This is a genomic window from Mesorhizobium alhagi CCNWXJ12-2, assembly GCF_000236565.1.
Taxonomy (GTDB): domain Bacteria; phylum Pseudomonadota; class Alphaproteobacteria; order Rhizobiales; family Rhizobiaceae; genus Allomesorhizobium; species Allomesorhizobium alhagi.
In genome coordinates, this window is record NZ_AHAM01000140.1 from 85,538 (window position 1) to 108,030 (window position 22,493).

23 protein-coding genes are annotated in these 22,493 nt (G+C 63.5%); 15 read left to right on the plus strand and 8 right to left on the minus strand.

Annotation, left to right across the window (positions count from 1 at the left end):
- Window positions 1-4: 4 nt before the first annotated feature.
- Window positions 5-1,393, minus strand: coding sequence for a serine hydrolase domain-containing protein (locus MAXJ12_RS16750; RefSeq protein WP_008837113.1), 1,389 nt, complete (start codon window positions 1,391-1,393; stop codon window positions 5-7).
- Window positions 1,394-1,612: 219 nt separating this feature from the next.
- Between MAXJ12_RS16750 and MAXJ12_RS16755 the strand changes: the two genes are divergently transcribed.
- Together MAXJ12_RS16755 and MAXJ12_RS16760 are read left to right on the plus strand one after the other, a co-directional pair.
- Complete coding sequence (locus MAXJ12_RS16755) at window positions 1,613-2,419, plus strand: glycoside hydrolase family 25 protein (protein WP_008837114.1); 807 nt, start codon at window positions 1,613-1,615, stop codon at window positions 2,417-2,419.
- Window positions 2,420-2,560: 141 nt separating this feature from the next.
- Entirely contained in the window at window positions 2,561-3,742 is a 1,182-nt protein-coding gene (locus tag MAXJ12_RS16760) for a lytic murein transglycosylase (protein WP_008837115.1), read from the plus strand.
- A 39-nt stretch (window positions 3,743-3,781) separates the two neighbouring features.
- Here the strand turns inward: MAXJ12_RS16760 and MAXJ12_RS16765 are convergent, their stop codons facing one another.
- Window positions 3,782-5,005, minus strand: coding sequence for an alanine racemase (locus MAXJ12_RS16765; protein ID WP_008837116.1), 1,224 nt, complete (start codon window positions 5,003-5,005; stop codon window positions 3,782-3,784).
- 176 nt (window positions 5,006-5,181) lie between these two features.
- Between MAXJ12_RS16765 and MAXJ12_RS16770 the strand changes: the two genes are divergently transcribed.
- Window positions 5,182-6,060 carry a DMT family transporter gene (locus MAXJ12_RS16770; RefSeq protein ID WP_008837117.1) on the plus strand — a complete coding sequence of 293 codons (879 nt, stop codon included), beginning with the start codon at window positions 5,182-5,184 and terminating at the stop codon, window positions 6,058-6,060.
- A gap of 347 nt (window positions 6,061-6,407) precedes the next feature.
- Here MAXJ12_RS16770 and metF read toward each other — a convergent pair whose 3' ends face one another.
- Window positions 6,408-7,331, minus strand: a complete 924-nt coding sequence (metF, locus tag MAXJ12_RS16775; protein ID WP_008837118.1) for a methylenetetrahydrofolate reductase [NAD(P)H] — start codon at window positions 7,329-7,331, stop codon at window positions 6,408-6,410.
- Entirely contained in the window at window positions 7,331-8,335 is a 1,005-nt protein-coding gene (locus MAXJ12_RS16780; protein WP_008837119.1) for an ArsR/SmtB family transcription factor, read from the minus strand. Before MAXJ12_RS16780 ends, metF begins: the two co-directional genes overlap by 1 nt.
- A gap of 117 nt (window positions 8,336-8,452) precedes the next feature.
- On the opposite strand from MAXJ12_RS16780, the gene tsaA reads away from it, so the two are divergent.
- The 3 genes from tsaA (at window position 8,453) to MAXJ12_RS16795 (ending at window position 10,313) form a co-directional block, all read left to right on the plus strand.
- Entirely contained in the window at window positions 8,453-8,962 is a 510-nt protein-coding gene (gene tsaA / locus MAXJ12_RS16785) for a tRNA (N6-threonylcarbamoyladenosine(37)-N6)-methyltransferase TrmO (protein ID WP_008837120.1), read from the plus strand.
- Window positions 8,959-9,273, plus strand: coding sequence for a DUF2293 domain-containing protein (locus MAXJ12_RS16790; RefSeq protein ID WP_085983966.1), 315 nt, complete (start codon window positions 8,959-8,961; stop codon window positions 9,271-9,273). Before tsaA ends, MAXJ12_RS16790 begins: the two co-directional genes overlap by 4 nt.
- 173 nt (window positions 9,274-9,446) lie before the next feature.
- Window positions 9,447-10,313, plus strand: a complete 867-nt coding sequence (locus MAXJ12_RS16795; RefSeq protein WP_008837122.1) for an aminotransferase class IV — start codon at window positions 9,447-9,449, stop codon at window positions 10,311-10,313.
- 26 nt (window positions 10,314-10,339) lie between these two features.
- On the opposite strand, the gene MAXJ12_RS16800 is transcribed toward MAXJ12_RS16795, so the two are convergent.
- Window positions 10,340-10,957, minus strand: a complete 618-nt coding sequence (locus MAXJ12_RS16800; protein WP_008837123.1) for an MOSC domain-containing protein — start codon at window positions 10,955-10,957, stop codon at window positions 10,340-10,342.
- A 97-nt stretch (window positions 10,958-11,054) separates the two neighbouring features.
- Window positions 11,055-12,176 (minus strand): beta-ketoacyl-ACP synthase III, encoded by a 1,122-nt coding sequence (locus MAXJ12_RS16805; protein WP_008837124.1) that lies wholly within the window; start codon window positions 12,174-12,176, stop codon window positions 11,055-11,057.
- A gap of 233 nt (window positions 12,177-12,409) precedes the next feature.
- Here MAXJ12_RS16805 and MAXJ12_RS16810 point away from each other — a divergent pair, with 233 nt between their 5' ends.
- The 4 genes from MAXJ12_RS16810 to MAXJ12_RS16825 all read left to right on the plus strand — a co-directional run bounded on the left by MAXJ12_RS16810 (window position 12,410) and on the right by MAXJ12_RS16825 (window position 14,561).
- Window positions 12,410-12,823, plus strand: a complete 414-nt coding sequence (locus tag MAXJ12_RS16810) for a hypothetical protein (protein WP_008837125.1) — start codon at window positions 12,410-12,412, stop codon at window positions 12,821-12,823.
- 77 nt (window positions 12,824-12,900) lie between these two features.
- Entirely contained in the window at window positions 12,901-13,680 is a 780-nt protein-coding gene (locus tag MAXJ12_RS16815; RefSeq protein WP_008837126.1) for a DpnI domain-containing protein, read from the plus strand.
- Window positions 13,681-13,710: 30 nt separating this feature from the next.
- Window positions 13,711-14,001, plus strand: a complete 291-nt coding sequence (locus MAXJ12_RS16820) for a hypothetical protein (protein ID WP_008837127.1) — start codon at window positions 13,711-13,713, stop codon at window positions 13,999-14,001.
- A 122-nt stretch (window positions 14,002-14,123) separates the two neighbouring features.
- Window positions 14,124-14,561, plus strand: coding sequence for a hypothetical protein (locus MAXJ12_RS16825; RefSeq protein WP_008837128.1), 438 nt, complete (start codon window positions 14,124-14,126; stop codon window positions 14,559-14,561).
- Window positions 14,562-14,703: 142 nt separating this feature from the next.
- On the opposite strand, the gene ettA is transcribed toward MAXJ12_RS16825, so the two are convergent.
- Together ettA and MAXJ12_RS16835 are read right to left on the minus strand one after the other, a co-directional pair.
- Window positions 14,704-16,353 (minus strand): energy-dependent translational throttle protein EttA, encoded by a 1,650-nt coding sequence (ettA, locus tag MAXJ12_RS16830; protein ID WP_008837129.1) that lies wholly within the window; start codon window positions 16,351-16,353, stop codon window positions 14,704-14,706.
- A gap of 104 nt (window positions 16,354-16,457) precedes the next feature.
- A complete protein-coding gene (locus MAXJ12_RS16835; RefSeq protein WP_008837130.1) occupies window positions 16,458-17,525 on the minus strand; it encodes an ATP-dependent DNA ligase in 1,068 nt (355 codons plus the stop codon).
- A gap of 458 nt (window positions 17,526-17,983) precedes the next feature.
- Here MAXJ12_RS16835 and MAXJ12_RS16840 point away from each other — a divergent pair, with 458 nt between their 5' ends.
- The 5 genes from MAXJ12_RS16840 to MAXJ12_RS16860 are packed head-to-tail and all read left to right on the plus strand — an operon-like array spanning window position 17,984 to window position 22,464.
- A complete protein-coding gene (locus tag MAXJ12_RS16840; protein WP_008837131.1) occupies window positions 17,984-18,940 on the plus strand; it encodes an alpha/beta fold hydrolase in 957 nt (318 codons plus the stop codon).
- 36 nt (window positions 18,941-18,976) lie between these two features.
- Window positions 18,977-19,180 (plus strand): DUF4160 domain-containing protein, encoded by a 204-nt coding sequence (locus MAXJ12_RS16845; RefSeq protein ID WP_244421506.1) that lies wholly within the window; start codon window positions 18,977-18,979, stop codon window positions 19,178-19,180.
- Entirely contained in the window at window positions 19,173-19,583 is a 411-nt protein-coding gene (locus MAXJ12_RS16850) for a DUF2442 domain-containing protein (RefSeq protein WP_008837133.1), read from the plus strand. Before MAXJ12_RS16845 ends, MAXJ12_RS16850 begins: the two co-directional genes overlap by 8 nt.
- A 56-nt stretch (window positions 19,584-19,639) precedes the next feature.
- Window positions 19,640-20,815 (plus strand): CaiB/BaiF CoA transferase family protein, encoded by a 1,176-nt coding sequence (locus MAXJ12_RS16855; protein ID WP_008837134.1) that lies wholly within the window; start codon window positions 19,640-19,642, stop codon window positions 20,813-20,815.
- The gene (locus MAXJ12_RS16860) at window positions 20,812-22,464 is read left to right on the plus strand and encodes a thiamine pyrophosphate-binding protein (protein WP_008837135.1); all 1,653 of its coding nucleotides are present in this window, start codon (window positions 20,812-20,814) and stop codon (window positions 22,462-22,464) included. The genes MAXJ12_RS16855 and MAXJ12_RS16860 overlap by 4 nt, the downstream gene beginning before the upstream one ends.
- Window positions 22,465-22,493: the final 29 nt, after the last annotated feature.

Genomic DNA, 22,493 nt, shown 5'->3' on the forward strand with positions numbered 1-22,493 from the left:
CGCGTTACTCCGTCCCCTTCGCCAGCGCCTCAAGCAGCACCTGCGGCTTGTAGCCGAGCTTCGACGGCGTCAGCCCGAGCCGCACCACGACCAGACGCTTCGAAGGCACGATCGCGACCGATTGACCGTCATGACCGAGCAGCCAGAAAGCGTCGTCCGGCAGGTTGAAGCCGGCATCGGGATCTTCACCGCGGGGCGTGCCGGCTACCGGTCCGTGCAGCCAGACCTGCCCGCGTCCAAATTCGCCTTCCGAGGCTGGCGCTGGCTCCCGCATCCATGCCACGAAATCTGGCGGCAGGAGTTCTTCCCCGTTCCAGACGCCATCCTGGGCAAGGAATTGCCCGAACCGCGCCCAGTCGCGTGCTGTCGCATACATGTAGGACGAGCCGACGAACGTGCCGCGCGCATCGGTTTCCATCACAGCGCTGACCATCCCGAGCGGGCCGAACAGCGCCTCCCGCGGCCAGATCAGCGCCTGGTCCGGGTCTCCCACCGCGTCCTGCCACAGCCGGGACAGCAGCACCGTCGTGCCGCTCGAATAGCTGAAGGTCGTCCCTACGGGCCGGACCAGCGGCTTTGCCGCCGCGAAACCTGCCATGTCGGGTTCGAGGTAGAGCATGCGCGTGACGTCGGTCACGTCGCCGTAATTCTCATTGAATTCGAGCCCGCCCGACATCGCCATCAGGTCGGCAACGCTGATCTCTGCCCGCCCATCGTCAGTCCAGCCCTCGAATAGCCCTCGCCGGTTCACGTCCATCCGGCCTTCTTTTACCAGCGTACCGATGATCGCGGCGGTCACGCTCTTGGCGATCGACCAGCCGAGCAAGGGCGTCTCGGCCGAAAACCCGTCGCCGTAGCGCTCGCCGACGATGCGACCATCACGCACCACCACGACGGCGCGCATACCCGGCCCGGTCATCGCAGGGTCGTCGAGAATCGCCGCGATCCCGGGGGCCTGCGACGGCTCGACCCGGTTTCCCTCCGGCCATATCTCATCCGGAAGCGGGGCCGGCGGCTGAATTGCAATGTCGGTCACCTGTGCCGAAGCCAAATCGCCATCCGGAACCGCCGCGCAGCCAAAGCCGGTACGGTCGACCGCCAGGCCCTTTCCGAACAGGCCGAACAGTCCTGCCGAAACAGTTCCGGCGCTCTCGTCAACAACAACATTGATCAGCTTCAGGATCGGATGCCCCGGCGCCTGCACATCGGCCTGCAGCACATCGGCGGCATTGCGTCCGGCAACGAATACGCTGGAGCAGACGATTTTCGCGGAGTAGCCGGCCGCCACCCGGATCATCGCCGGCGGCGCGAAATAAAGCCAGGCCGCGAGCCCAACCAGCCCAACAACCGCCAATCCAGCCAGCCATTTCGCGATTTTCAGCGCAATTCGCATCCTGTGTCCACCGAACCGCCATCGTTCTGCCGCAATTCCTCACGGAAATTTCGCGGCCTGTCGAGCGGGGATCAACGGTTTGTCAACCATGATCGGCCAAGACTGGAATATGCCGGCCTGTCACGAGGTGGCGGCCCTGCTGCACGGCTGCGCGTCCAAGGGGGACACGCATACTCGATAGAGATCCGGGCGGGCTAAACCCGTCCAACAGGAGACGCGATGCGCCGATTTCCGGCTCTGATCCTGCTGGCGCTGCTTGCCGCCTGCACGACCATGGACGATCTGGTGCCGGTCGCCTCCGATGCCGGAACCGGCCCCAGCAGCGCTGTCTCGGTCGGCTATCCGCGCTTCGACGACAGCGATCCACACGACTGGCAGGGCCGCACGCCATGGCACCACGCCGTGCACGGCACCGACGTGTCGAAATACCAGTCGTCCATCGACTGGCACACCGCCAAGGCGAGCGGCATATCCTTCGCCTTCATCAAGGCGACGGAAGGCGGCGACCGCATCGACGACTATTTTGCCGAGCACTGGCGCGGCGCCAAAGCTGCCGGGGTGCCGCGCAGCGCCTATCACTTCTATTATTTCTGCCGCCCTGCCGCAGAGCAGGCGGCCTGGTTCATACGCAACGTGCCTCGCGACCGCTCGGCCTTGCCGCCGGTGCTCGATATGGAGTGGAATCCGCAATCGCCGACCTGCAAGCTACGTCCACCTGCGGCGACCGTGCGCAGCGAGATGAAGACATTCCTCGAGATCGTCGAAAAGCACTACGGCAAGAAGCCGATCATCTACACCTCCATCGACTTCTTCGACGATAACGGCCTCGCTTCCTTCACCGGCTACCCCTATTGGCTGCGCTCGGTCGCCGGCCATCCGAGCGACCGCTACGGCGGTCATCCCTTCACGTTCTGGCAATATACGGGAACTGGCGTCGTCCCCGGCATCAAGGGCAATGCCGACATCAACGTCTTTAACGGCAGCCCCTCCGCATGGAAAAAGTGGCTGAAGGCGAATACGCATTGAAGGCGTGATCCCGAACCGAAAGTCCGCCTAGCAAAAGTTGCAGACTTTTCGGGCAAGATCGTGCATCAAACGCTGGCCTCGCCCGTTTTTCGCCACGACTTTTGGGCAGACGACTGCCTGGGAATCAGACTGGAGCATTGAATGATGAAATCGCGAACGATCGCGATCGCGCTGCTTGCAGCCATGGCGGCAACGCCTGCGCTGGCTCAGGAGTGCGGCGGCGATTTCGACGCGTGGCGCGCGGCAGTCGCGACCGAAGCAAGGGCCGCGGGCGTTGGCGATACCGGCCTGGCTGCGCTGGAGCGGGCGAGCGTCGACCGGAAGGTGCTGGAGCGCGATCGCGCCCAAGGCGTCTTCACGCAGAGTTTTATCGAGTTCTCCAACCGCATGATTTCCGATTACCGGCTGAAGCAAGGCGCCGCCAATCTCAAGAAATATGCCGATGTCTTCACCCGCGCCGAACAGGAATTCGGCGTACAGGGGCCTGTCATCGCAGCCTTCTGGGCTCTGGAAACAGATTTCGGCGCGGTTCAGGGTGATTTCGACACGGTCAACGCGCTGTTGACGCTCGCGCATGATTGCCGGCGGCCCGAACTCTTCCGCCCCCAGGTGGTGCCGCTGCTCACCCTCATCGATCGCGGCATTCTTCCCGCCGGCGTCAAAGGCGCCTGGGCCGGCGAAGTCGGCCAGACCCAGCTCCTGCCCTCCGACTACCTGGCGCGCGGCGTCGATGGCGACGGCGACGGCTTCGTGGACCTGCGCAACAGCGCGCCGGACGTGATCATGACGACCGGCAACAAGATCCTGTCGCGCGGCTGGAAGCGCGGAGAGCCATGGATCGAGGAAGTCCGCGTGCCCGACGCCATGCCGTGGGAACAGACCGGCCGCACCAACAAGCTGCCTTTGTCGCAGTGGGCCGAGTGGGGCGTGATCCGACGCGACGGCTCGCCGCTCACCGACAACGGATTGAAGGCCGGACTGGTCCTGCCTATGGGCCATAAGGGCCCGGCCTTCCTCACCTACGACAATTACGACGTCTATCTCGAATGGAACCAGTCGATCACCTACACTTTGACGGCCGCCAATCTCGCCGCCCGGCTTGCCGGCGCGCCGGCCTATGACAAGCGCAATCCCGAGCCGGGCCTCGACGGCAACCAGATGAAGGAACTGCAGCACAGGCTCCAGGCGAAAGGCTACGATGTCGGCGGCATCGACGGCATCCTCGGCACCAACACCCGTGAGGCCGTCCGTCAGGAGCAGATGCGCCTTGGCCTGCCGGTCGATGGCTGGCCGACGCCGGCTCTCCTGGCAGCGCTGAAATGAGCGGTGAGTAGCCGCTCCCCTACTCCCCTACTCCCTTGTTCACTCCGCCGCCATGGTCTCCATGCTGGCCAGGCCCTCCGGCGCATCGCCTGCCTCGAACGGCGTCGTGACCTCCACGAAGGTGTCGGGATAGAAGCCGTTGAAGCGGGTCCTGAGCGACAGCGAATAGGCCCCGATATGGCCGATCTCGATCCAGTCGCCGGTATCGATCGTCTCCGGCAGCCAGAACGGCCGTGACAATATGTCGACGGAATCGCAGGTCGCGCCGCACACCTTGAACGGCACGATGTTCTTCTCCGAGCCGTTGCGCGAGCGGATCGCCGGGTCGGGGATGAAGCGCGCCGGCAGCGCCAGCTTGCCTGTCCAGGAGTCCGACAGCGACGCCCAGATGCCGTCATTGATGTAGATGCGGCGGCCTTTCCTCAGCAGGACGCGCACGATGAGCGAGAAAGCGCGGGCGACAATGACCCGCCCCGGTTCCGCCACCAGCGGCATCTCGTCAAACCCGTATTCCTTGAGATCGCCGCGCAGCCTGGACATAATCTGGCCGATCGACGGCATTTCCGGCTTCTTGCTGTTGGGATCGCTGCCGTAATCGGCGGGAAAGCCGCCGCCGACATCGAGCCCGGCAATGTCGAAACTGACGCGGTTGCGCACCCAGTCGGCGGAGGCCAAGGCCCTTTCATAGGTGTCGGGGTCCTGGATCTGGCTGCCGACATGAAAGCACAGCCCGACCTTGTAGCCGTTGCGGTTCAGCCGCTCGGCGAGTTCGACCGCATAGGCCGGCCCTGCTCCGAATTTTTTCGACAGCTCGTAGGCCGCCGAACCCTTGGTCTGAATGCGCACGAACACCGTGATCGTGCCGGGATCGATGTCGAGCGCGCGCACCACCCGCGTCAGTTTGGTGATCTCGTCTTCATGGTCGAGCGCGATCACCCTTATGCCGTATTTCTCCAGCGCCAGGCGAATGTCGGATTGCGCCTTCACCGGATGCATGTAGAGCATCTCGGCGTCGGCCGAGACCGCCCGGACAGCCGCGAATTCGCCGGGCGATGCCGCATCGAACGCCGTCACGCCGGCCTCGACCAGCGTCTTCAGCACCATGTTCTCGCCATTGGTCTTCACGGCATAGGCGGTCTTGCCGGGAAACATATCCATGAACTGCCGGCAGTCGGCCTTCAGCACTTCGGGGCGAAAGCAATAGACCGGATCGTCGGGGCGAAGGGCGAGAGCGGCCTCTTTCGCATTCTCGAATCGCTGCATCAGGTGCTCCTCGGCCAATCGCCGTTACTTAGAACACACTCGCCGCAAAGGGAACGATTCTGTGCCAATGGGAATCGGGTGGCTACGGCCAGCGAATGCCGTTAAGCCTTTGCACGAACAAATCCCCAGAGGCTTCGATGACAGCGTTCACAGCGCCGGTTACAGCGCAGAGAACCATGACTGCCCGCGATTGGGCGCAGCTTTTCCTGCTGGGCGCGATCTGGGGCGGGTCATTCTTCTTCGCCCGCATTGCGGTCTCCGAAATCCCGCCGCTGACGCTGGTGCTGTTTCGCGTTGCGATCGCCGCCATCGCCTTGCATCTCTATCTCCTGGCCCGAGGCCCGTCCTTCAAACTCGCCTTGCCCCATGCTTCCAGCTTCTTTCTGCTGGCGCTCTTGAACAACGTCATCCCTTTCTCTCTGATCTTTGCCGGCCAGACCGTGCTCGGCGCGGGTCTGGCATCGGTGCTCAACGCCACCACGCCGTTCTGGACCCTGATCGTCGCGAACACGCTGACCAGCGACGAGAAGCTGAACTGGAACAAGGTCGCCGGGATCCTGCTCGGCATCGCCGGCACGGCGGTGATGATAGGGCCAGGCCTGATCGCGGGCCTGGGCGGGCCGGTCTGGGCCAAGTTCGCGCTTGTCGGCGCTTCGCTCTCCTACGCCTTCGCGCTCATCGTCGCCCGCCGTTTCAAAGGCGTGCCGCCTGCCGTGATGGCGACCGGCCAACTGACCGCATCGACGGTCATGATGCTGCCCGTCGTGCTCGTCATGCACGGCACCGCGGGCTTGTTCGACGCGAGCGCCCCGGTATGGACGGCGGTGCTGGCGCTGGCGCTCGTCTCCACCGCCTTTGCCTATATCCTCTATTTCAACGTCATCGCGTCCGCCGGCGCCACCAACACCTCATTGGTCACGCTGATCGTTCCCGCGAGCGCCATCCTTCTCGGCACCGCCTTTCTCGGCGAACGGCTCGATTTCTTCGAATTGGCCGGCATGGCGTTGATCGCGTTCGGCCTGGTTACGATCGACGGCAGGCTGCTGCGCCGGTAACGCGATTTGCGTTTTGTTCACAGGCCGTGAAGCGATTTTAGGTGAATATTTTCAAGAGCTAACGCGACGCGGCAGGTCGGAATTTCCACAATCCTGCCGCAATGCAGCACGTTTTCCGCTTGCCTGTTGCCCAAAGTCCCCTAGACTCAGCCTGCAGCTCTAACAAGGAGGCTACGCATGGGACTTACACGGCCAATCAACGCATTGATGATTTGTGCTGCGTTCGCCTTCATTGGCGCCCTGATCATGGGAGTTCTTCCTTAAGCCACCGAAGCTTGGAGGAGGCCAGCGCAGTCTGGCAAGAATAGCGAAAAGGCCGGGTTAATCACCCGGCCTTTTCTTTTGCGTCACGCTGCCGCGAAGCCTTCAGCCGCAGCGGTCGCGTCGTGGGCGCGGATGCCGATCATGTGGCAGATCGCAACGACGAGGTCGGCGCGGTTCATCGTATAGAAATGGAAGTCGCTCACCCCGCGTTCGACCAGGTCCATCACCTGCTCGGCCGCCACTGCCGAAGCGACCAGCGCATGCGTCTGCGGATCGTCGTTCAGCCCTTCGAAGCGCTCCGCCAGCCAAGCCGGGACATGCGCGCCTGCCCTTGACGAGAAGTTCGCCACCTGCCGGAAATTGTGAACCGGCTGGATGCCCGGCACGATGGGGATATAGATGCCGGCCCGGCGCACCCGCTCGACATAGCGCTCGTAGATATCGTTGTCGAAGAAGAACTGGGTGATGGCGCGCGTCGCGCCATTGTCGACCTTGCGCTTCAGCATCTCGATGTCGGTCGCGAAATCCGGGCTTTCCGGATGCTTCTCGGGATAGGCGGCGACGGAAATGTCGAAATCCGAAATCGCCCGCAGGCCCGCCACAAGTTCAGCGCCGTTCTCGTATCCCCCCGGATAGGGGGTATATGCCTGGCCGACACCGGACGCAGGGTCGCCGCGCAGGGCGACGAAACGCTTGATCCCGAGCGCATCATATTCGCGAATGACCGCGTTCACCGCATCCCTAGATGCTCCAACGCAGGTCAGGTGCGCCGCTGCCGGAATGCCCGTCTCGGTCAAGATGCGCTTGACCGTCCGGGCGGTGCGCTCACGTGTCGAGCCGCCGGCGCCATAGGTCACCGAGACGAATTTCGGCTGCAGCGGCTCGAGCCTCGTCACCGTGTTCCACAGCCGCGCCTCCATCTCGTCGGTCTTGGGCGGGAAGAATTCGAACGAAACGCTGACCTTGTCGCCAATGTCGGGACGGCGCGAAAAACGGAACTGGTTCATCAGGCGGTTTCCCTCTGCTCGGCGTTTCGCGCCGGGTCGGCAATCAGCATACGGCGGTCGCGCCCGAGCCACAGCTTCACGGTAAGCTTCGCCTCGTTCGCAACTCGCGGTTCGAAATCCAGCGTCTCCTCGAGATCGAGCCCAGCCTCGGCGAACCATTCCGCGATCTGGCGGTCGGAAAAGCCAAGCCTGATATGGGCATGCACCTCGCGCAGGAATTCCAGCGCATGCGGTGCGAAATCGACGATAACCAGCCTGCCCGACGGCCGCAGCAGGCGCGCCGCTTCGCGGATGCCGGTTGCCGGATCGTCGAGATAGTGAAGGACCTGGTGCATGGTCACCAGATCGAAGGCGTCGCGCTCAACCGGCGGCGCAAAGATGTCGCCCTGCCGTACCTGTGCGTTCGACACTCCCGCTCTGTCGAGATTGGCGCGGGCGACCGCCAGCATTTCGCGCGACATGTCGATGCCGACGCCGCGCTTGTATAGCGGCGCGAAGAGCTCCAGGAGGCGTCCAGTGCCGGTGCCGAGATCGAGCATGGACTGGAAAGGCCGTTTCCCGACGAGCTTCAGCAGCGCCGCCTCGACGGCGCGGTCCGGCGCGTGCAGCGAGCGGATCTGGTCCCAACTTGCGGCATTGCGGCTGAAATAGGAGGCGGCGCGCTCCTGGCGCTTGCGTTTGACGCTGGCCAGCCGCTCCAGATCGCGCTCGATCTGCGGATCGCCATCATGCACCCGCGACACCAGCCCATTCACGAAATCGCGGGCGGCATCGTCGTCCGACAGCCGGAAAAACGCCCACGACCCCTCCTGGTAGCGTTCGATCAGTCCCGCTTCGAGCAACAGCTTGAGATGGCGCGAAACACGCGGCTGTGACTGGTTGAGGATTTCGGTGAGGTCCGAAACGGTGAGATCGCCGCGCGAAATCAACGCGAGGATCCGCAAACGGCTGGATTCGGCCGCCGCCTTCAATGTATCAACCATCAGGTCCAGGGTTACGCGCATGATTGTTGATTTACCCAAAAAGACATAAACATATCTTTATGTGAAAAATAGACGTCTGGCAACCGCAATGTCGCGGACGGGCCAGAAAATGACGCGACCATTTCGGGAGGCGCCGGCATGTTCGAAAAACGCGACGGCGAGATTTCCCTCGCCACCGACCCGGCTGCGATGCCTCCCGACGGCTATGTCGTGTTCATCGGCCGCATCAGTTCGCCCTGGAAATCGCGTGCCGACTGCCCGAAGAACATGGCCGCCGCGCGCGAGCGCGGCCTGACCGCCACGGTCGAGGTCGGCGAGGCTTTCCGGCCGGGACTCGAAGGGTTGAGCGGCGCCAGCCACGTCGTCATCCTGTCCTGGTTCCATTACGCGCCGCGCAATCTGATTGTCCAGAAGCCGCGCCACGCCACTGAACCGAAAGGCGTTTTCACCCTGCGCTCCCCTGCCCGACCGAATCCGGTCGGCCTGCATGTGGCGAAGCTGCTCGCGCTCGATATTGCGGCCGGCCTGCTGACGCTCGACGCCATCGACGTGCTGGACGGCACGCCGGTGATCGATATCAAGCCCTATTTCGCGTCGATCGACGCCTTTCCCGACGCCACGATCGCGCGTCGCGAAGGCGGCGAATAGCCATGGCGACAGGCCGCCAGCGGGCGATTGCCAAGGCGCTGACAGCGCTGCTGCCGCTTGCTCCCTATGCCGACACCGAAAAGATCCGCACTGAAGCCGGCGCCCGGCATCTGAAGACGATGCCGCCCGCGATCGCCGTGTGGCTGGCCGCCATCGCCCACATCCGCCACGAGCATACCGACTACGAAAAACTGCTCGCCGAAGGTTATGACCGCGATTCCGCGCGCTTCTTCGTCGTCGACCAGACCAACGAAGTGCTCACCCGCTGGCGCGCGACAAGACTGCTCGATCCGGATGAGGATGAGGAATAGCAGCACTTTTGTGAGTATTGGCTCTATGCGATGCGTTCCAGCAATAGCATCGATGCGTATAGCAAATCCAAGAGACCCGGGATGAACTAATGGTCGAACCTGGAGCCAGTTCGCTTCCGCAAATCCAGAACCGCCACGCCGACCCGCATAACTACCCTAGCGGAGTGGCGTTCATGGACAGCCAGTACCTGCCGATGTCGGAGGCAAAAATCTCAGTGCTGGATTGGGGCTTTCTCCATTCCGACGCCACTTACGACACGGTTCACGTGTGGGGTGGGCGCTTTTTCCGCCTCGACCTTCACCTCGACCGCTTTTTCGGCGGGCTCGAAAAATTGCGGATGACGATCCCGTTCAATCGCGATGGCGTCGCCGAAATTCTCCACAATTGCGTGGCTCTTTCAGGCCATCGCTCTTCCTATGTCGAGATGATCTGCACCCGTGGCGCGTCGCCCACCTTTAGCCGCGATCCGCGCGATGCGGTCAACCGCTTCATGGCCTTCGCCATCCCCTATGGTTCAGTCGCCAATCCGGAGCAGATGCAGCGTGGATTGCATGTCGCCATCAGTAGGACTGTGCGGATTCCCGCGGCTTCCGTCGACCCGTCCATCAAGAATTATCATTGGCTGGACCTCGTTCGCGGACTTTACGACGCCTATGACCGCAGCGCCGAAACGGCGCTTATTCTCGACATGGCAGGCAATGTCGCCGAAGGTCCGGGCTTCAATGTCTTCGTCGTCAGCAATGGCGCCCTGATGACGCCGGCCTCAGGGGTTCTGCCCGGCATCACCAGGCGGACGGTCTTCGACCTCTGCGCCGAAATCGATATTCCGGCAGTCGCCGGCGAGGTCACCGTCGATGCGCTCCGCAGCGCCGACGAGGTCTTCATCACCTCCACTGCCGGCGGCATCATGCCGGTCACCGTCCTGGACGGCCGGCCCATTGCGGATGGCAAGGTCGGGCCGGTCACCAGACAACTGACGGAACTTTATTGGCGGAAACACGAAGACCCGAACTGGTCTACGCCGGTGCGCTATCCCTAGGGGCGACGATCAGTCGAGTGTTGCGATCAGGCCCCGTAAATCCACTGTTCCGGCACCCGCACCGAAACCTCTTCGCCGTTCGCGATCGTGCCCGGCTTCTCGACCCAGGCGACCAGCCCGCGCAGCCGCTTCGCTGCCTTGGGAAACATGAGCGAGCCGGCTTCGACGTCCGGCATGTCCGCACGCTCGGCGACCAGCCGGCCTGCGATCCGGCACGGCCCGTTCTGCGCATCCACTTTCAGCGTCACGCCGCCCTTGAAGAACAGCATCGTACCCGAAGGCAGCATCGACAGTTGCGGCACGCCGGCCAAAAGCAGGTTTGCGCCGATCCATTCCGGCCTGATCTCGGCAAGTCCCATGCGCAGGGCGACCGTGGCAAGCTCGTCCGGCGAAACGATCGACAATTGCCGCTCGTTGCGCATTTCGGTGCCGCGCGGATACCAGGGCTCGCGCCCGCCGGACCTGCGTGTATAGCCGGCGTGGAAATCGCCCTTGATGCCCTGGAAATCGAGCGTCAGCGCCTCTGTCGCAACGGTCTCGAAATGATCGGCCGGCGCGACATAGACGCCGGCGACCCTGCCGGCGAGCTTTCTTGAGGGAAGGATTTGCGGCTCTCCGTTCAGCGGAGCGAGCAGGTCGAGCATAGGCGTTTTCCTGATTGAGGATTCGCGCGAAACTGCCGTCGAACGGCCGCCGCGTCCAGCCAAAAAGGCTGATCGACCGATGATCGCCGCTGATGCCTTACAGCTTTCTCAGCAGCGCGCCGCCGATCGAGTACCCCGCCCCGAAGGCGCAGAGCAGGCCGTAATCGCCCGCCTTCATGTCTTCGTGGTTCTCCTTGAAGGCGATGATCGCGCCGGCCGCGGCGGTGTTGCCGAGCCGCTCCAGCACCATCGGCGCGCGGTCGTGGCCGACGTCGTGGCCGAAGGAGAGCTTCAGGATCATGGCGTTCATGCGCGCATTGGCCTGGTGCAGCCAGAACCGCCGGATGCCGTGCGGCGTCAGGCCGTGCTCGGCGAGGAAATCGACGATGAAGCGGTGGCCGGCAACCGTCACTTCCTTGAATACCTTGTTGCCGACCTGCTTGATCATGTTGCCGCGCATGTCGATCGCGGAGGTGTCTTCCTGCCCGGCCCTGAGCAGAAAGCCGAGATTGGTGCGGATGTTGTTGGAGAACTGCGTCCAGCCGCGCGTGTCCAGAACCTCGAATTTTCCAGGCCGGGTCTCGCCTTCCTCCAGCGCCTCGACAACCATGGCCGTCGAGGCGTCGCCGAAGATGAAATGCGTCTGCCGGTCGCGGAAGTTCAGATGCCCGGTGATGATCTCGGGCGTCACCACCAGCACCCGCTTCTGCCCGCCCGCCCGCACCAGGTTCGACGCCACGTGCAATCCGGCGGCGGCCGACGAGCAGCCGAGGCCCATGTCGAAGGCCGCGCCCTTGATGCCGAGCGCGTTCTGGATCTCGATGCCGATCGCCGGATAGGGCCGCTGGTGATGCGAGGCCGCGCAGATCACGAGGTCGATATCTTCGGGGCCGAGCCCCGCATCGTCGAGCGCGCGGCGCGCCGAAGCCACGCCGAACTCCGCCATCACCGACAATTCGTCGTCGCCGCGCGGCGGGATGCGCGGCGTCATCCGCTCGGGGTCCAGAATCCCGTCCAGCACCAGCACGTGGCGCTTCTTCACTCCCGATGCATAGACGATAAAGTCGGTATCGGACTTCGCCAGCTTCTCCTCGCCGGTGATCTCGCGGCGCGCGTTCTCGGCGTCTACCCAGATATTGAAGCTGTCGACGAGTTCCTCATTGGTGATCGAGGCCTCGGGGATGACGACGCCGACGCCGCTGATGATGACGCGATGCATGCTGCTGAATGATCCCCGTGCGGTTGCCGCGACCCTGCCCACGCACGCCCTACAGTTTCGCGGTCTCCCGGTCGACACTTTTGCCGTGTAGCAGTTTACGCCGGCTTAAGCGCCACGCCCGCGATCCTGTCAAGCGCCACGCCGATCTTTCGGCCGCCGCCGACGCTTTACGCTCACGCTGGCCAGGCGTATCGTCGTTGCGGGCCGGGAAGAGCAATGCGTCAGGAGGGTTCATGATGCGCGCGACTTCCATTGTTCCTGCAATTATGTCGATTCTGGGCTTTACTGCGCCGGCCATGGCGGCCGACATTTCCTGCAACGGCCTCGTCACCTCGGGCGAAACCATGATCTGCTCCGGCTTCGAGCCGAACTGGGCGGTGGAACTCACCTGCGTCGGCGGAACGATGCAGTCCTCCTTCATCGACGCGTTTTCCGGCGACGGTATCCAGAACACGCCCGGCACCGTCGTCTTCTCCTCGGAAGACCCGTGGACCTTCGAGACCAGCCACGGCATCCGCGGCACCATCGCCGCCACGCCGGGCGGCTGCACCGACGAGAGCGACGCCGTGCACGACTACACTTTTACGCCGACCGCAGTGCCCGGGCTTTCGGGACCGTTCTTCCCGTTCTGCTGCCGGATGCGGTGAGCGAATCTCGGCATTGAACTGAAAGGATTTCGAAGCAGCATTGAGATACAACTCTGCCGACACAAGCGCAGAGCGATATGAAATTCGGCTTCAAAGAACCAACCACAAGCTATGTTAGCGGATCGCAACGAGCGCGAGTCTGGACGGAACAATGGGTTTCCGAGTGGCTGTACTGTCCCAATTGTGGAAACCCGGAGATTCTGCAGTTTCCAGCCAATCTGCCAGTCGCGGACTTTTATTGTCCACGCTGCAACGATCAATATGAACTGAAGAGCCAAAAGAAGGCATTCGGCGCAAAACTTGCCAATGGCGCATATGCCACGAAGATGGAGCGGCTTAGATCGGCAAGCAATCCCAACCTGCTCCTACTCAGCTATGACGCGACCAGCGCATCCGTCAGGGACATCTGCATCATCCCAAAGCACTTTTTTGTCCCAGAGATTGTCGAGCGGCGAAAACCGCTGGCCGCCAGCGCACGGCGCGCCGGCTGGATCGGGTCGAACATACTGCTGAGCAGAGTTCCAGTGTCCGGCAGAATTCACATTGTCCAAGGCGGCATTGTGGTTCCTCGGGAAAATGTGCTGGAGCAGTGGAGACAGACGCTTTTTCTTCGCGCTCAACCAGCGGAAACGCGTGGATGGCTTATCGAAGTTATGAAATGCGTAGATGTTTTCGGTGACCGCGAATTCGGAATTGACGAGATTTACGCGTTTGAACCGATGCTTGCTCAACTCTATCCCGGCAACCACAATGTCAGACCGAAGATAAGGCAGCAGCTTCAGGTTCTTCGGGATAGTGGATATTTGGAGTTCTTGGCAAGGGGACGCTATCGACGCATTCAGCCGAAGAACCTATAAAGAAAAAGCGCGTCTCCTAAGGAAAACTCCATGGCTTGGTACCGCAACCACTATGAGTGCTATCGGTGCAGTGAGGCGTGGGAGGACGAATGGTCGTGCGCTTGCGACGATGAATGCCCAGCGTGCGGTGCCAGGCACGCAAGTCCAGTCGATAGCGAAGACCTGACCTTCATCGTTGTCGATGAAGGTCATTATTTCGCGGTTCTAAAATCACCGGACGAGGCCGAGCATTACCCCGACTATCGCGAGGTGATTCGATTCCTGTCGCGTGGCTTGGCGGAAGCATATATCCGCGCAGAGCCCGCAGAAGCATTTGTCTAGTCCCCTACCGCGTCAGCCGCTTATACGTCATGTGTGGGGTCAGTGGCATCCGGCCCGAGCCGCCGGGCCTTGTCCTTCATCGCAATAAAAATTTTGTCCACACCCCTCCACCCCGCGCGACAATGGCGTCGAAAGGAGGCGGCGATGGACTGGACCACTATCATCAAAGGGATCGTGAGACGCTGAAGCGCATTGTCGCCGTGCTGCTTTCGCTCGCCGCGCTGGCCGAACTGGCCAGTTCGAAACCTCGCCCGCTTCGCGCCGGCGCCCGCTGGTTCCTGGCTCCGGCCGAGATGATCGCCCGGGACTTCGTCATGGGGCTGTGGGAGGATTTTGGCGACCGTTCCGTTTCGCTGCCGGCTTGTGACGCCGACGATGCCGTGTGCCTGGCGCATTCCTTCCGGGCGCTGGCGGGGCTGCTGGGCGGCCTGATGCGTTGCGGCCTCGCTTCGCCGTTGGCTCGAACCAGACGCTGCCTGATCGGCGATCAGTTGCGGAAGCTCCGGAATCTGAGCCAAGGACTGCCGCTCCTCGCGCGAATGCGGCCGGATACGTCTTGAGCTTGGGGAGCCCGGCAATCTCATCGCCGTCACCCTCGGGCTTGTCCCGAGGGTCTGCCGGCCTATGGAATGTGATGCTCTTTGCGTGCGAGCCGCCAAAGCACATAGACCCTCGGGACAAGCCCGAGGGTGACGACGCGACCTACCTCGTCAGCCGCTTGTACGTCATCCTGTGCGGGTTGACCGCATCCGGGCCGAGGCGCCTGATCTTGTCCTGCTCGTAATCCTCGAAATTGCCCTCGAACCATTCGACATGGCTGTCGCCCTCGAAGGCGAGAATGTGCGTGGCGAGCCGGTCGAGGAACATGCGATCGTGCGAGATGATGACGGCGCAGCCGGCATAGCTTTCCAGCGCGTCTTCGAGTGCGGCAAGCGTTTCGGTGTCGAGGTCGTTGGTCGGCTCGTCGAGCAGGAGCACATTGCCGCCGGTCTTCAGCATCTTGGCCAGGTGCACGCGGTTGCGCTGGCCGCCTGAAAGGTTGCCGACCTTCTGCTGCTGGTCCCCGCCGCGGAAATTGAACGACGAGCAATAGGCGCGGGTGTTGACGTCGTGCTTGCCGAGCTTGACCACCTCGGCGCCGCCGGAAATCTCCTCCCACACCGTCTTCGACGGGTCGAGCGCGTCGCGGCTCTGGTCGACATAGCCGAGCTTCACCGTCTCGCCGACGCGGATCGTGCCCTCGTCCGGCGTCTCCTGGCCGGTGATCATGCGAAACAGCGTCGTCTTGCCGGCGCCGTTCGGGCCGATCACGCCGACAATGCCGCCGGGCGGCAGCTTGAATTCCAGATCTTCGATCAGCAGCCGGTCGCCGTAGCCCTTGGACAGGTCCGACACCTCGATCACCACATTGCCGAGACGCTCGCCATGCGGGATGACGATCTGCGTGTCGGAAGGACGGCGCTTGTCGGCCTGCTCCAGCAGATTCTCGAACGCCTGGATGCGCGCCTTGGACTTGGTCTGCCGCGCCTTCGGGCTGGAGGCGATCCACTCGCGCTCGCGGCTGATGGCGCGCTGGCGCGCATCATCCTCGCGGCCCTCCTGCTTCAGCCGCTTGGCCTTGGCTTCGAGATAGGCGGTGTAGTTGCCCTCGTAGGGGATGCCGCGGCCGCGGTCGAGCTCCAGGATCCAGCCGGTGACGTTGTCGAGGAAGTAGCGGTCGTGGGTGATGATCATCACCGCGCCCTTGTAGGCGCGCAGGTGTTTTTCCAGCCAGGCCGTGGTTTCGGCGTCCAGATGGTTGGTCGGCTCGTCGAGCAGCAGAAGGTCGGGCTCGCGCAGCAGAAGCTGGCACAGCGCCACACGGCGGCGCTCGCCGCCCGAAAGCTTGGTCACGTCGGCGTCCTTGGCCGGGCAGCCCAGCGCTTCCATCGCCATCTCGACCTGCTGCTCGAGATCCCACAGGTTCAGCCGGTCCATCTCGTCCTGGAGCCTGGCCGACTCGTCGGCCGTCTCGTCGGAATAATTCATCATCAGCTCGTTGTAGCGCTCGATGATGGCGGTCTTCTTGGCGACGCCTTCCATGATGTTGCCGAACACATTGAGCGCCGGATCGAGCTCCGGCTCCTGCGCCAGATAGCCGACGGTCGCGCCCTCGGCGAGCCAGGCTTCGCCGCTCCATTCCTTGTCGATGCCGGCCATGATCTTGAGCACGGTCGACTTGCCGGCGCCGTTGGGGCCGAGAATGCCGATCTTGGCGTCGGGGTAGAAGGAGATGTTGAGGTTTTCGAGAACCTTCTTGGTGCCGTATGCCTTGGTCAGGTCGGCCATGTGATAGATGAACTGGCGTGCCACGCGCGCTTATCCTGTAATCTGTTGAGGAGAGTTGGGCGCTATGTAAGCGAAGCGGCCCGCAACGGCAATGCTTTCGCGCCGGTTGGGTCGCCTTGCCGCGCCGGTCAGGCTGGCGCGATCACCTCCCCGATGAGCTTGCCCGGCCGCGCCTCACGCTCCAACTGCTCGAAGGTGCATTGGCGCGGCGCCTTGTCCGGCCGCCAGCGCAGAAGTTTCGTGCCGTGGCGGAAGCGATCGCCGGTGACGTGGTCGTAGCGCACTTCCACCACCAGTTCGGGCCGAAGCTTCTCCCACTGCGCCGAGCGCTCGGTCGACCAGCGGCTAGGCCCGCCCGGCGCGCGGCCAGTGAAGCCGGTCCCGCCTTTCAGCGCTTCCAACTTTTCAGTCAGCTCCGGCCGCTCCGCATTGGAAATCGTCGAGGTGAAGCCGACATGGTGGAGCAGGCCATCATCGTCATAAAGGCCGAGCAGCAGCGAGCCGACGAGCGCGCTTGCCGAGCCGTAGCGGAAGCCGCCAACCACGCAATCAGCCGAACGCAGCCGCTTGACCTTCAGCATCGCGCGCTCGCCGCTTTCGTAGAAGCCGTCGAGCCGCTTGGCGACAACACCGTCGAGCGCTCCGCCCGCACGAGCCAACCAGGCGGCTGCCTCGTCACGATCGCGCGTGAAGGGCGAAAGGCGCAGCCCCTCAGCGTGCCTGACCCGGGCGAAGAAGCTTTCCAGCCTCGCGCGACGTTCGGTCAGCGGCGACTTCACCAGGCTTTCCCCGCCCGGCGCCATTGGCATGTCGAACAGGATGAACATTGCCGGCGTCTCGCGCGCCAGTTTGCGTATGCGGCTTTCGGCGGGATGGAGCCGCATCTGCAGCGCATCGAAGGACAGCGTGTCGCCCTCGGGGATGGCAAGTTCTCCGTCCAGCACGAAATCCTCGCCGGGCAGGTTTTTGACGGTCTCGACCATTTCCGGAAAATAGCGCCCCAGCGGCTTGCCCGACTTGGCGTAGAGTTCGACATCGCCGCCCGCCTTCACGGCCAGGCAGCGAAAGCCGTCCCATTTTGGTTCGAACTGCCAGCCCGGTTCGTCAGGCAGTTGGTCGACCTGCTTGGCCTCCATCGGTTCGATGGACGGTTTGGCAAACGCAGGCGCGGTCTGGCTGTCAGCGTTCTGGCGCATCGTTTCCTCCTTGCTTTCCCGAATACGCTTTAAGTCTGCTTGGTTCCCCGACAGCGTTGGCGGATTAGCGAAGTCACGCCTGCTTTCTATACCAGGCGAAGCGTAGCGAGACCTGGAACCATGCCCTACCAGCGCGGGCAGTGCTCCGGCGGTCCAGAACCGGCTTTGGCGCATTCGGCGGCGATGAAGCGCACCTCTCCCTTCTCCCCTTGTGGGAGAAGGTGCCTGAACGAAGTGAAGGCGGATGAGGGGTGCTGGAAGAAATGAGGCGAAGAAGGTGGAACAGTCACGATGCAGCCAATCACCAACCATCGCACGCCGCCAACACCCCTCATCCGACCTCGCTCCGCTCGGCCACCTTCTCCCACAAGGGGAGAAGGGAGAGGCACCCCTCGCTGCCCGCTAACCCTTGACGCGCCGTCAAGCTTCGCCAACAGTCCCTCGCCGGGGGAGAAACCATGCCGTTCGACGAACAACGCACGCTCGCCTCGCCGACCGGCGCGGCGCTCAATCTCTATACGAAGCAGGCCGCCGGTCCGGCGCGCGGCGTCGTGCATATCAGCCACGGCCTGGCCGAGCATGCCGCGCGCTACGCCCGCTTCGCCGATTTCCTCGGCCAGCGCGGCTTTCATACCTACGCCCACGACCATCGCGGCCACGGCTTCACCACCGCGCCCGACGCGCCGCAGGGCATGTTCGGCAGCCCCGACGGCGGCGCGAAGGTCCTGGCCGACATCGGCGCGGTCCACGACCTCGTCGCCCGCGAGCATCCCGGCCTGCCGCTGATCCTTTTCGGCCATTCGATGGGCGGCATCGTCGCGCTCAATTTCGTGCTGCGCCATTCCGCGCATCTGCACGCCGCCGCGATCTGGAACGCCAACTTCTCCGCCGGCCTGCTCGGCCGGGTGGCGCTGGCGATCCTTGCCTGGGAGCGCTTTCGGCTAGGCTCGGACGTACCGTCCCGCATGCTTCCAAGGATGACCTTCGTCGAATGGGGCAACAAGGTGCCGAACCATCGCACCCTGTTCGACTGGCTGTCACGCGATCCGGAAGAGGTCGACAAATACATCGCCGACCCGCTCTGCGGCTGGGATGCGTCGGTGTCGCTCTGGCAGGATGTCTTCCGCTTCGTCTTCCATGGCGCGGACGACGCGAATTTCTCCGCCGTCCGCAGGGACATGCCCTTCAGCCTGGCCGGCGGCGAAAAAGACCCCGCCAGCGACGGCGGCAAGGCGGTCGAGGCGCTGGCCGCCCGCATGCGCCGGATGGGGTTTTTGAATCTGGTTTCAAAGGTTTACCCCGAAACCCGCCACGAAAGCCTGAACGAGGTGAATCGAAACATCATCATGGCGGATTTTGCGGAGTGGGCTGAGAACCAGCTATCGGTTGAAAAACCCATCAAGATGGGTTACTGATTGGTCACGGTCATTCGTTCAAGCGGATTCAGGATCGTGGTCTTCGTCGACGATCATGAACCGGCGCATGTGCATGTTTACGGCGACGGGGAAGCCAAGATCAATCTGATCGGACCGGATGGCTTGCCCGAGTTGATCTGGGCAGTAGGAATGAAGCGGAGCGAAGTACGTCGATCGATGGCCATCGTTCTGGAAAATCGCGACGCGTTGCTCGCAAGATGGAAAGAGATCCATGGCTGAGTTGACCGACAAGGACATCGACGCCGCAACCGAGCGGGGCAGGCTTGCGGCAGTCGGCGAACCCCGCGCGGCGAGCGCGCGTTACGACCGCCGCCTGGACCGCGTCGTGGTGGAGCTCACCAATGGATGCACGTTTGCTTTTCCGCCGCGTTTGGCCCAAGGCCTGGAGGGGGCGAGCGACGAGGAGCTCTCCCAAGTAGAAGTCCTGGGCGCTGGCTACGGGTTGCATTGGGAAGCGCTGGACGCCGATTTCACCGTTCCCGGGCTGCTGGCCGGCATTTTCGGCACCGGCGCCTACATGGCGCGTAGGGCTGGCCGCGCGACATCGCCGGCTAAGGCGGAAGCAGCCAGGCGCAATGGCTCGAAGGGCGGACGGCCGCGCAAGTCGGTTAGCCGCACGTGACAGCAGCCCACCGGATGCGCTAGGCAGTGGCGACCTCTGTCCGAGCCATATCAAAAATGCCCAATCCCCCGCTCCAAGGCGTCCGCGTCATCGAACTCGCCCGCATTCTTGCCGGACCCTGGGCGGGCCAGCTGCTGGCCGATCTGGGCGCCGACGTCATCAAGGTCGAGAGCCCGGACGGCGGCGACGACACCCGCAAATGGGGACCGCCCTTCGTAAAAGGAAAGGACGGCGAGAACCTGTCGGCTGCCTACTATCACGCCTGCAATCGCGGCAAGCGCTCGATCGCCATCGACTTCTCGACGCCCGAAGGGGCAGAGACGGTCCGCCGGCTGATCGCCACCGCCGATGTCCTTATCGAGAATTTCAAGCTCGGCGGCCTAAAGAAGTACGGCCTCGACTATGAAAGCCTGAGGAAGATCAATCCGAAGCTGGTCTACTGCTCGATCACCGGCTTCGGCCAGGACGGGCCCTATGCGCCGCGCGCGGGCTATGATTTCATCATCCAGGGCATGTCCGGCCTGATGTCGATCACCGGCCCCGCCGGCGGCGAGCCGCAGAAGGTGGGCGTCGCGGTGACCGACATCTTCACCGGCCTCTATTCGGTCATCGCCATCCAGGCAGCGCTTCGCCACGCGGAAGCCACCGGCCAGGGCCAGCATGTCGACATGGCGCTGTTCGACGCGCAGATCTCGGTGCTCGCCAACCAGAACCTGAATTTCCTGGTGTCAGGCACTCCGCCGGTACAGATGGGCAACGCCCATCCCAACATCGCACCCTACGAAGTGCTGCCGGTCAGCGACGGCCACTTCATCCTCGCCGTCGGCAATGACAGCCAGTTCCGCAAATTCTGCGCGGTGGTCGGACTGGAAGAACTGGCCGGCGATCCTGCCTATGCGACCAATGAAGCGCGCGTCGCCAACCGCGCCGCCCTGCGCGAATCGATCGTCGCACGGCTTGCGGATTTCGACCGCGACGAGTTGCTCACCCTGCTAGAGAAAGCCGGCGTTCCCGCGAGCCCGATCAACAATATCGGAGAAATGTTCGCCGACCCGCAGACCATTGCCCGCGGCATGCGGCTCGACCTCGACGACAGCCACGGCAACACGCTGCCCTCGGTGCGCTCGCCCATGGTCCTGTCGGAGACGCCGCTCGTCTATGAACGCCCCTCGCCGCGGCTCGGCGAGCACACGGCCGAAATCCTTGCCGAACTGGAGAGAACCGGATCATGAAAACCGGCGGGAAGCTGATCGTCGAAGCGCTGGAAGCCAATGGCGTCGACCGCATCTATTGCGTGCCCGGCGAATCCTATCTCGCCGTGCTCGACGCGCTGCACGATTCGAACCGCATCCGCACCATCGTCTGCCGGCAGGAGGGGGGCGCGGCGATGATGGCCGATTGCCACGGCCGGCTGACCGGCAAGCCGGGCATATGCTTCGTGACGCGCGGCCCCGGCGCAACCAACGCGTCGGCCGGCATCCACATTGCCATGCAGGATTCGATCCCGCTGATCATGTTCATCGGCCAGGTGGCAAGTCACGCCAGGGAGCGCGAAGCCTTCCAGGAGGTCGACTACCGCGCCTTCTTCGGGCCCATCGCCAAATGGGCGACCGAGATAGACGATGCTGCGCGCATTCCCGAGATCGTCACCCGCGCCTTTTCGGTCGCCACGTCCGGCCGGCCCGGCCCGGTGGTCATCGCCCTGCCTGAGGACATGCTGACCAGTCTTGCCGAAGCACCCGATGCCCGACCATTCACGCCGGTCGAAACCCGTCCGGGCGCGGAAGAAATGGCGCGGCTGGAGGAGCTTCTCGGCAAGGCCGAGCGCCCATTCGTCATTCTGGGCGGCTCGCGCTGGAGCGCCGAGGCGAAGTCGTGGATCGAAAAGGCGGCAGAGGCCTGGGCGCTGCCGGTCGGCTGCTCCTTCCGCCGGCAGATGCTGTTCGACCACCTCCACCCCTGCTATGCCGGCGATGTCGGCATCGGCCCGAACCCGAAGCTCGCCGCCTACATCAAAGAGGCGGACCTGGTGCTGCTGATCGGCGGCCGCTTCGGCGAGATGCCGTCCTCCGATTACACGCTGCTGAAGAGCCCCTATCCCGACCAGACGCTGGTGCATGTGCATCCGGACGCAAGCGAGCTCGGCCGCGTCTACCGGCCGACGCTGGCGATCAACGCTTCGCCCGATGCGTTCGCCGAGGCCTTCGCCGATACGGGACCGAAGGCAGCGCCGGACTGGTCGGTCGAGACCGAGCGGCTGCATGGCTGGTATCTCGACTGGTCGACGCCGCCCGAGACCGGCCCCGGCGCGGTCCAGATGGGCCCGATCATGAGCTACCTGGAATCGGTGCTGCCCGACGACGCGATCATGACCAATGGCGCCGGCAATTACGCCACTTGGGTCCACCGCTTCCACCGCTTCCGCCGCTTCGCCACCCAAGGCGCGCCGACCTCCGGGTCGATGGGCTACGGCACGCCGGCCGCGGTCGCGGCGAAAGCGCTGTTTCCGGAGCGCGAGGTTGTCTGCTTCGCCGGCGACGGCTGCTTCCTGATGAACGGACAGGAATTCGCGACCGCCGTGCAATACGACTTGCCGATCATCGTGATCGTCGTCAACAACGGCATTTACGGCACAATCCGCATGCACCAGGAGCGGGAGTATCCCGGCCGCGTGGTCGCCACCGATCTGAAGAACCCGGATTTCGCAGCTCTCGCCCGCGCCTATGGCGGCCATGGCGAGACGGTGGAGGCCACCGCCGAATTCGCCCCCGCCTTTGAACGCGCGCGGGCGGCCGGAAAGCCTGCGATCATCGAGATCAAGCTGGATCCCGAGGCGATCACCCCGACGCGGACGATGACGGATATTCGGGAAAAGCGGTGACTTGACGCTTCCTGCCCACGAAAAAGGGG

Excerpts from the sequence above, each read along its gene's own strand:
- MAXJ12_RS16835 (WP_008837130.1), bottom strand. The coding sequence starts at position 17,525 with ATGCGCCAGAACGCTGACAGCCAGACCGCGCCTGCGTTTGCCAAACCG.
- metF (WP_008837118.1), bottom strand. The coding sequence starts at position 7,331 with ATGAACCAGTTCCGTTTTTCGCGCCGTCCCGACATTGGCGACAAGGTC.
- MAXJ12_RS16825 (WP_008837128.1), top strand. The coding sequence starts at position 14,124 with ATGGCGTCGAAAGGAGGCGGCGATGGACTGGACCACTATCATCAAAGG.
- MAXJ12_RS16750 (WP_008837113.1), bottom strand. The coding sequence starts at position 1,393 with ATGCGAATTGCGCTGAAAATCGCGAAATGGCTGGCTGGATTGGCGGTT.
- MAXJ12_RS16815 (WP_008837126.1), top strand. The coding sequence starts at position 12,901 with ATGAAATTCGGCTTCAAAGAACCAACCACAAGCTATGTTAGCGGATCG.
- MAXJ12_RS16850 (WP_008837133.1), top strand. The coding sequence starts at position 19,173 with ATGGCTGAGTTGACCGACAAGGACATCGACGCCGCAACCGAGCGGGGC.
- MAXJ12_RS16780 (WP_008837119.1), bottom strand. The coding sequence starts at position 8,335 with ATGCGCGTAACCCTGGACCTGATGGTTGATACATTGAAGGCGGCGGCC.
- MAXJ12_RS16755 (WP_008837114.1), top strand. The coding sequence starts at position 1,613 with ATGCGCCGATTTCCGGCTCTGATCCTGCTGGCGCTGCTTGCCGCCTGC.
- MAXJ12_RS16805 (WP_008837124.1), bottom strand. The coding sequence starts at position 12,176 with ATGCATCGCGTCATCATCAGCGGCGTCGGCGTCGTCATCCCCGAGGCC.
- MAXJ12_RS16840 (WP_008837131.1), top strand. The coding sequence starts at position 17,984 with ATGCCGTTCGACGAACAACGCACGCTCGCCTCGCCGACCGGCGCGGCG.
- MAXJ12_RS16860 (WP_008837135.1), top strand. The coding sequence starts at position 20,812 with ATGAAAACCGGCGGGAAGCTGATCGTCGAAGCGCTGGAAGCCAATGGC.
- MAXJ12_RS16855 (WP_008837134.1), top strand. The coding sequence starts at position 19,640 with ATGCCCAATCCCCCGCTCCAAGGCGTCCGCGTCATCGAACTCGCCCGC.
- MAXJ12_RS16760 (WP_008837115.1), top strand. The coding sequence starts at position 2,561 with ATGATGAAATCGCGAACGATCGCGATCGCGCTGCTTGCAGCCATGGCG.
- MAXJ12_RS16795 (WP_008837122.1), top strand. The coding sequence starts at position 9,447 with ATGGACAGCCAGTACCTGCCGATGTCGGAGGCAAAAATCTCAGTGCTG.
- MAXJ12_RS16770 (WP_008837117.1), top strand. The coding sequence starts at position 5,182 with ATGACTGCCCGCGATTGGGCGCAGCTTTTCCTGCTGGGCGCGATCTGG.
- MAXJ12_RS16800 (WP_008837123.1), bottom strand. The coding sequence starts at position 10,957 with ATGCTCGACCTGCTCGCTCCGCTGAACGGAGAGCCGCAAATCCTTCCC.
- MAXJ12_RS16765 (WP_008837116.1), bottom strand. The coding sequence starts at position 5,005 with ATGCAGCGATTCGAGAATGCGAAAGAGGCCGCTCTCGCCCTTCGCCCC.
- MAXJ12_RS16820 (WP_008837127.1), top strand. The coding sequence starts at position 13,711 with ATGGCTTGGTACCGCAACCACTATGAGTGCTATCGGTGCAGTGAGGCG.
- MAXJ12_RS16810 (WP_008837125.1), top strand. The coding sequence starts at position 12,410 with ATGATGCGCGCGACTTCCATTGTTCCTGCAATTATGTCGATTCTGGGC.
- tsaA (WP_008837120.1), top strand. The coding sequence starts at position 8,453 with ATGTTCGAAAAACGCGACGGCGAGATTTCCCTCGCCACCGACCCGGCT.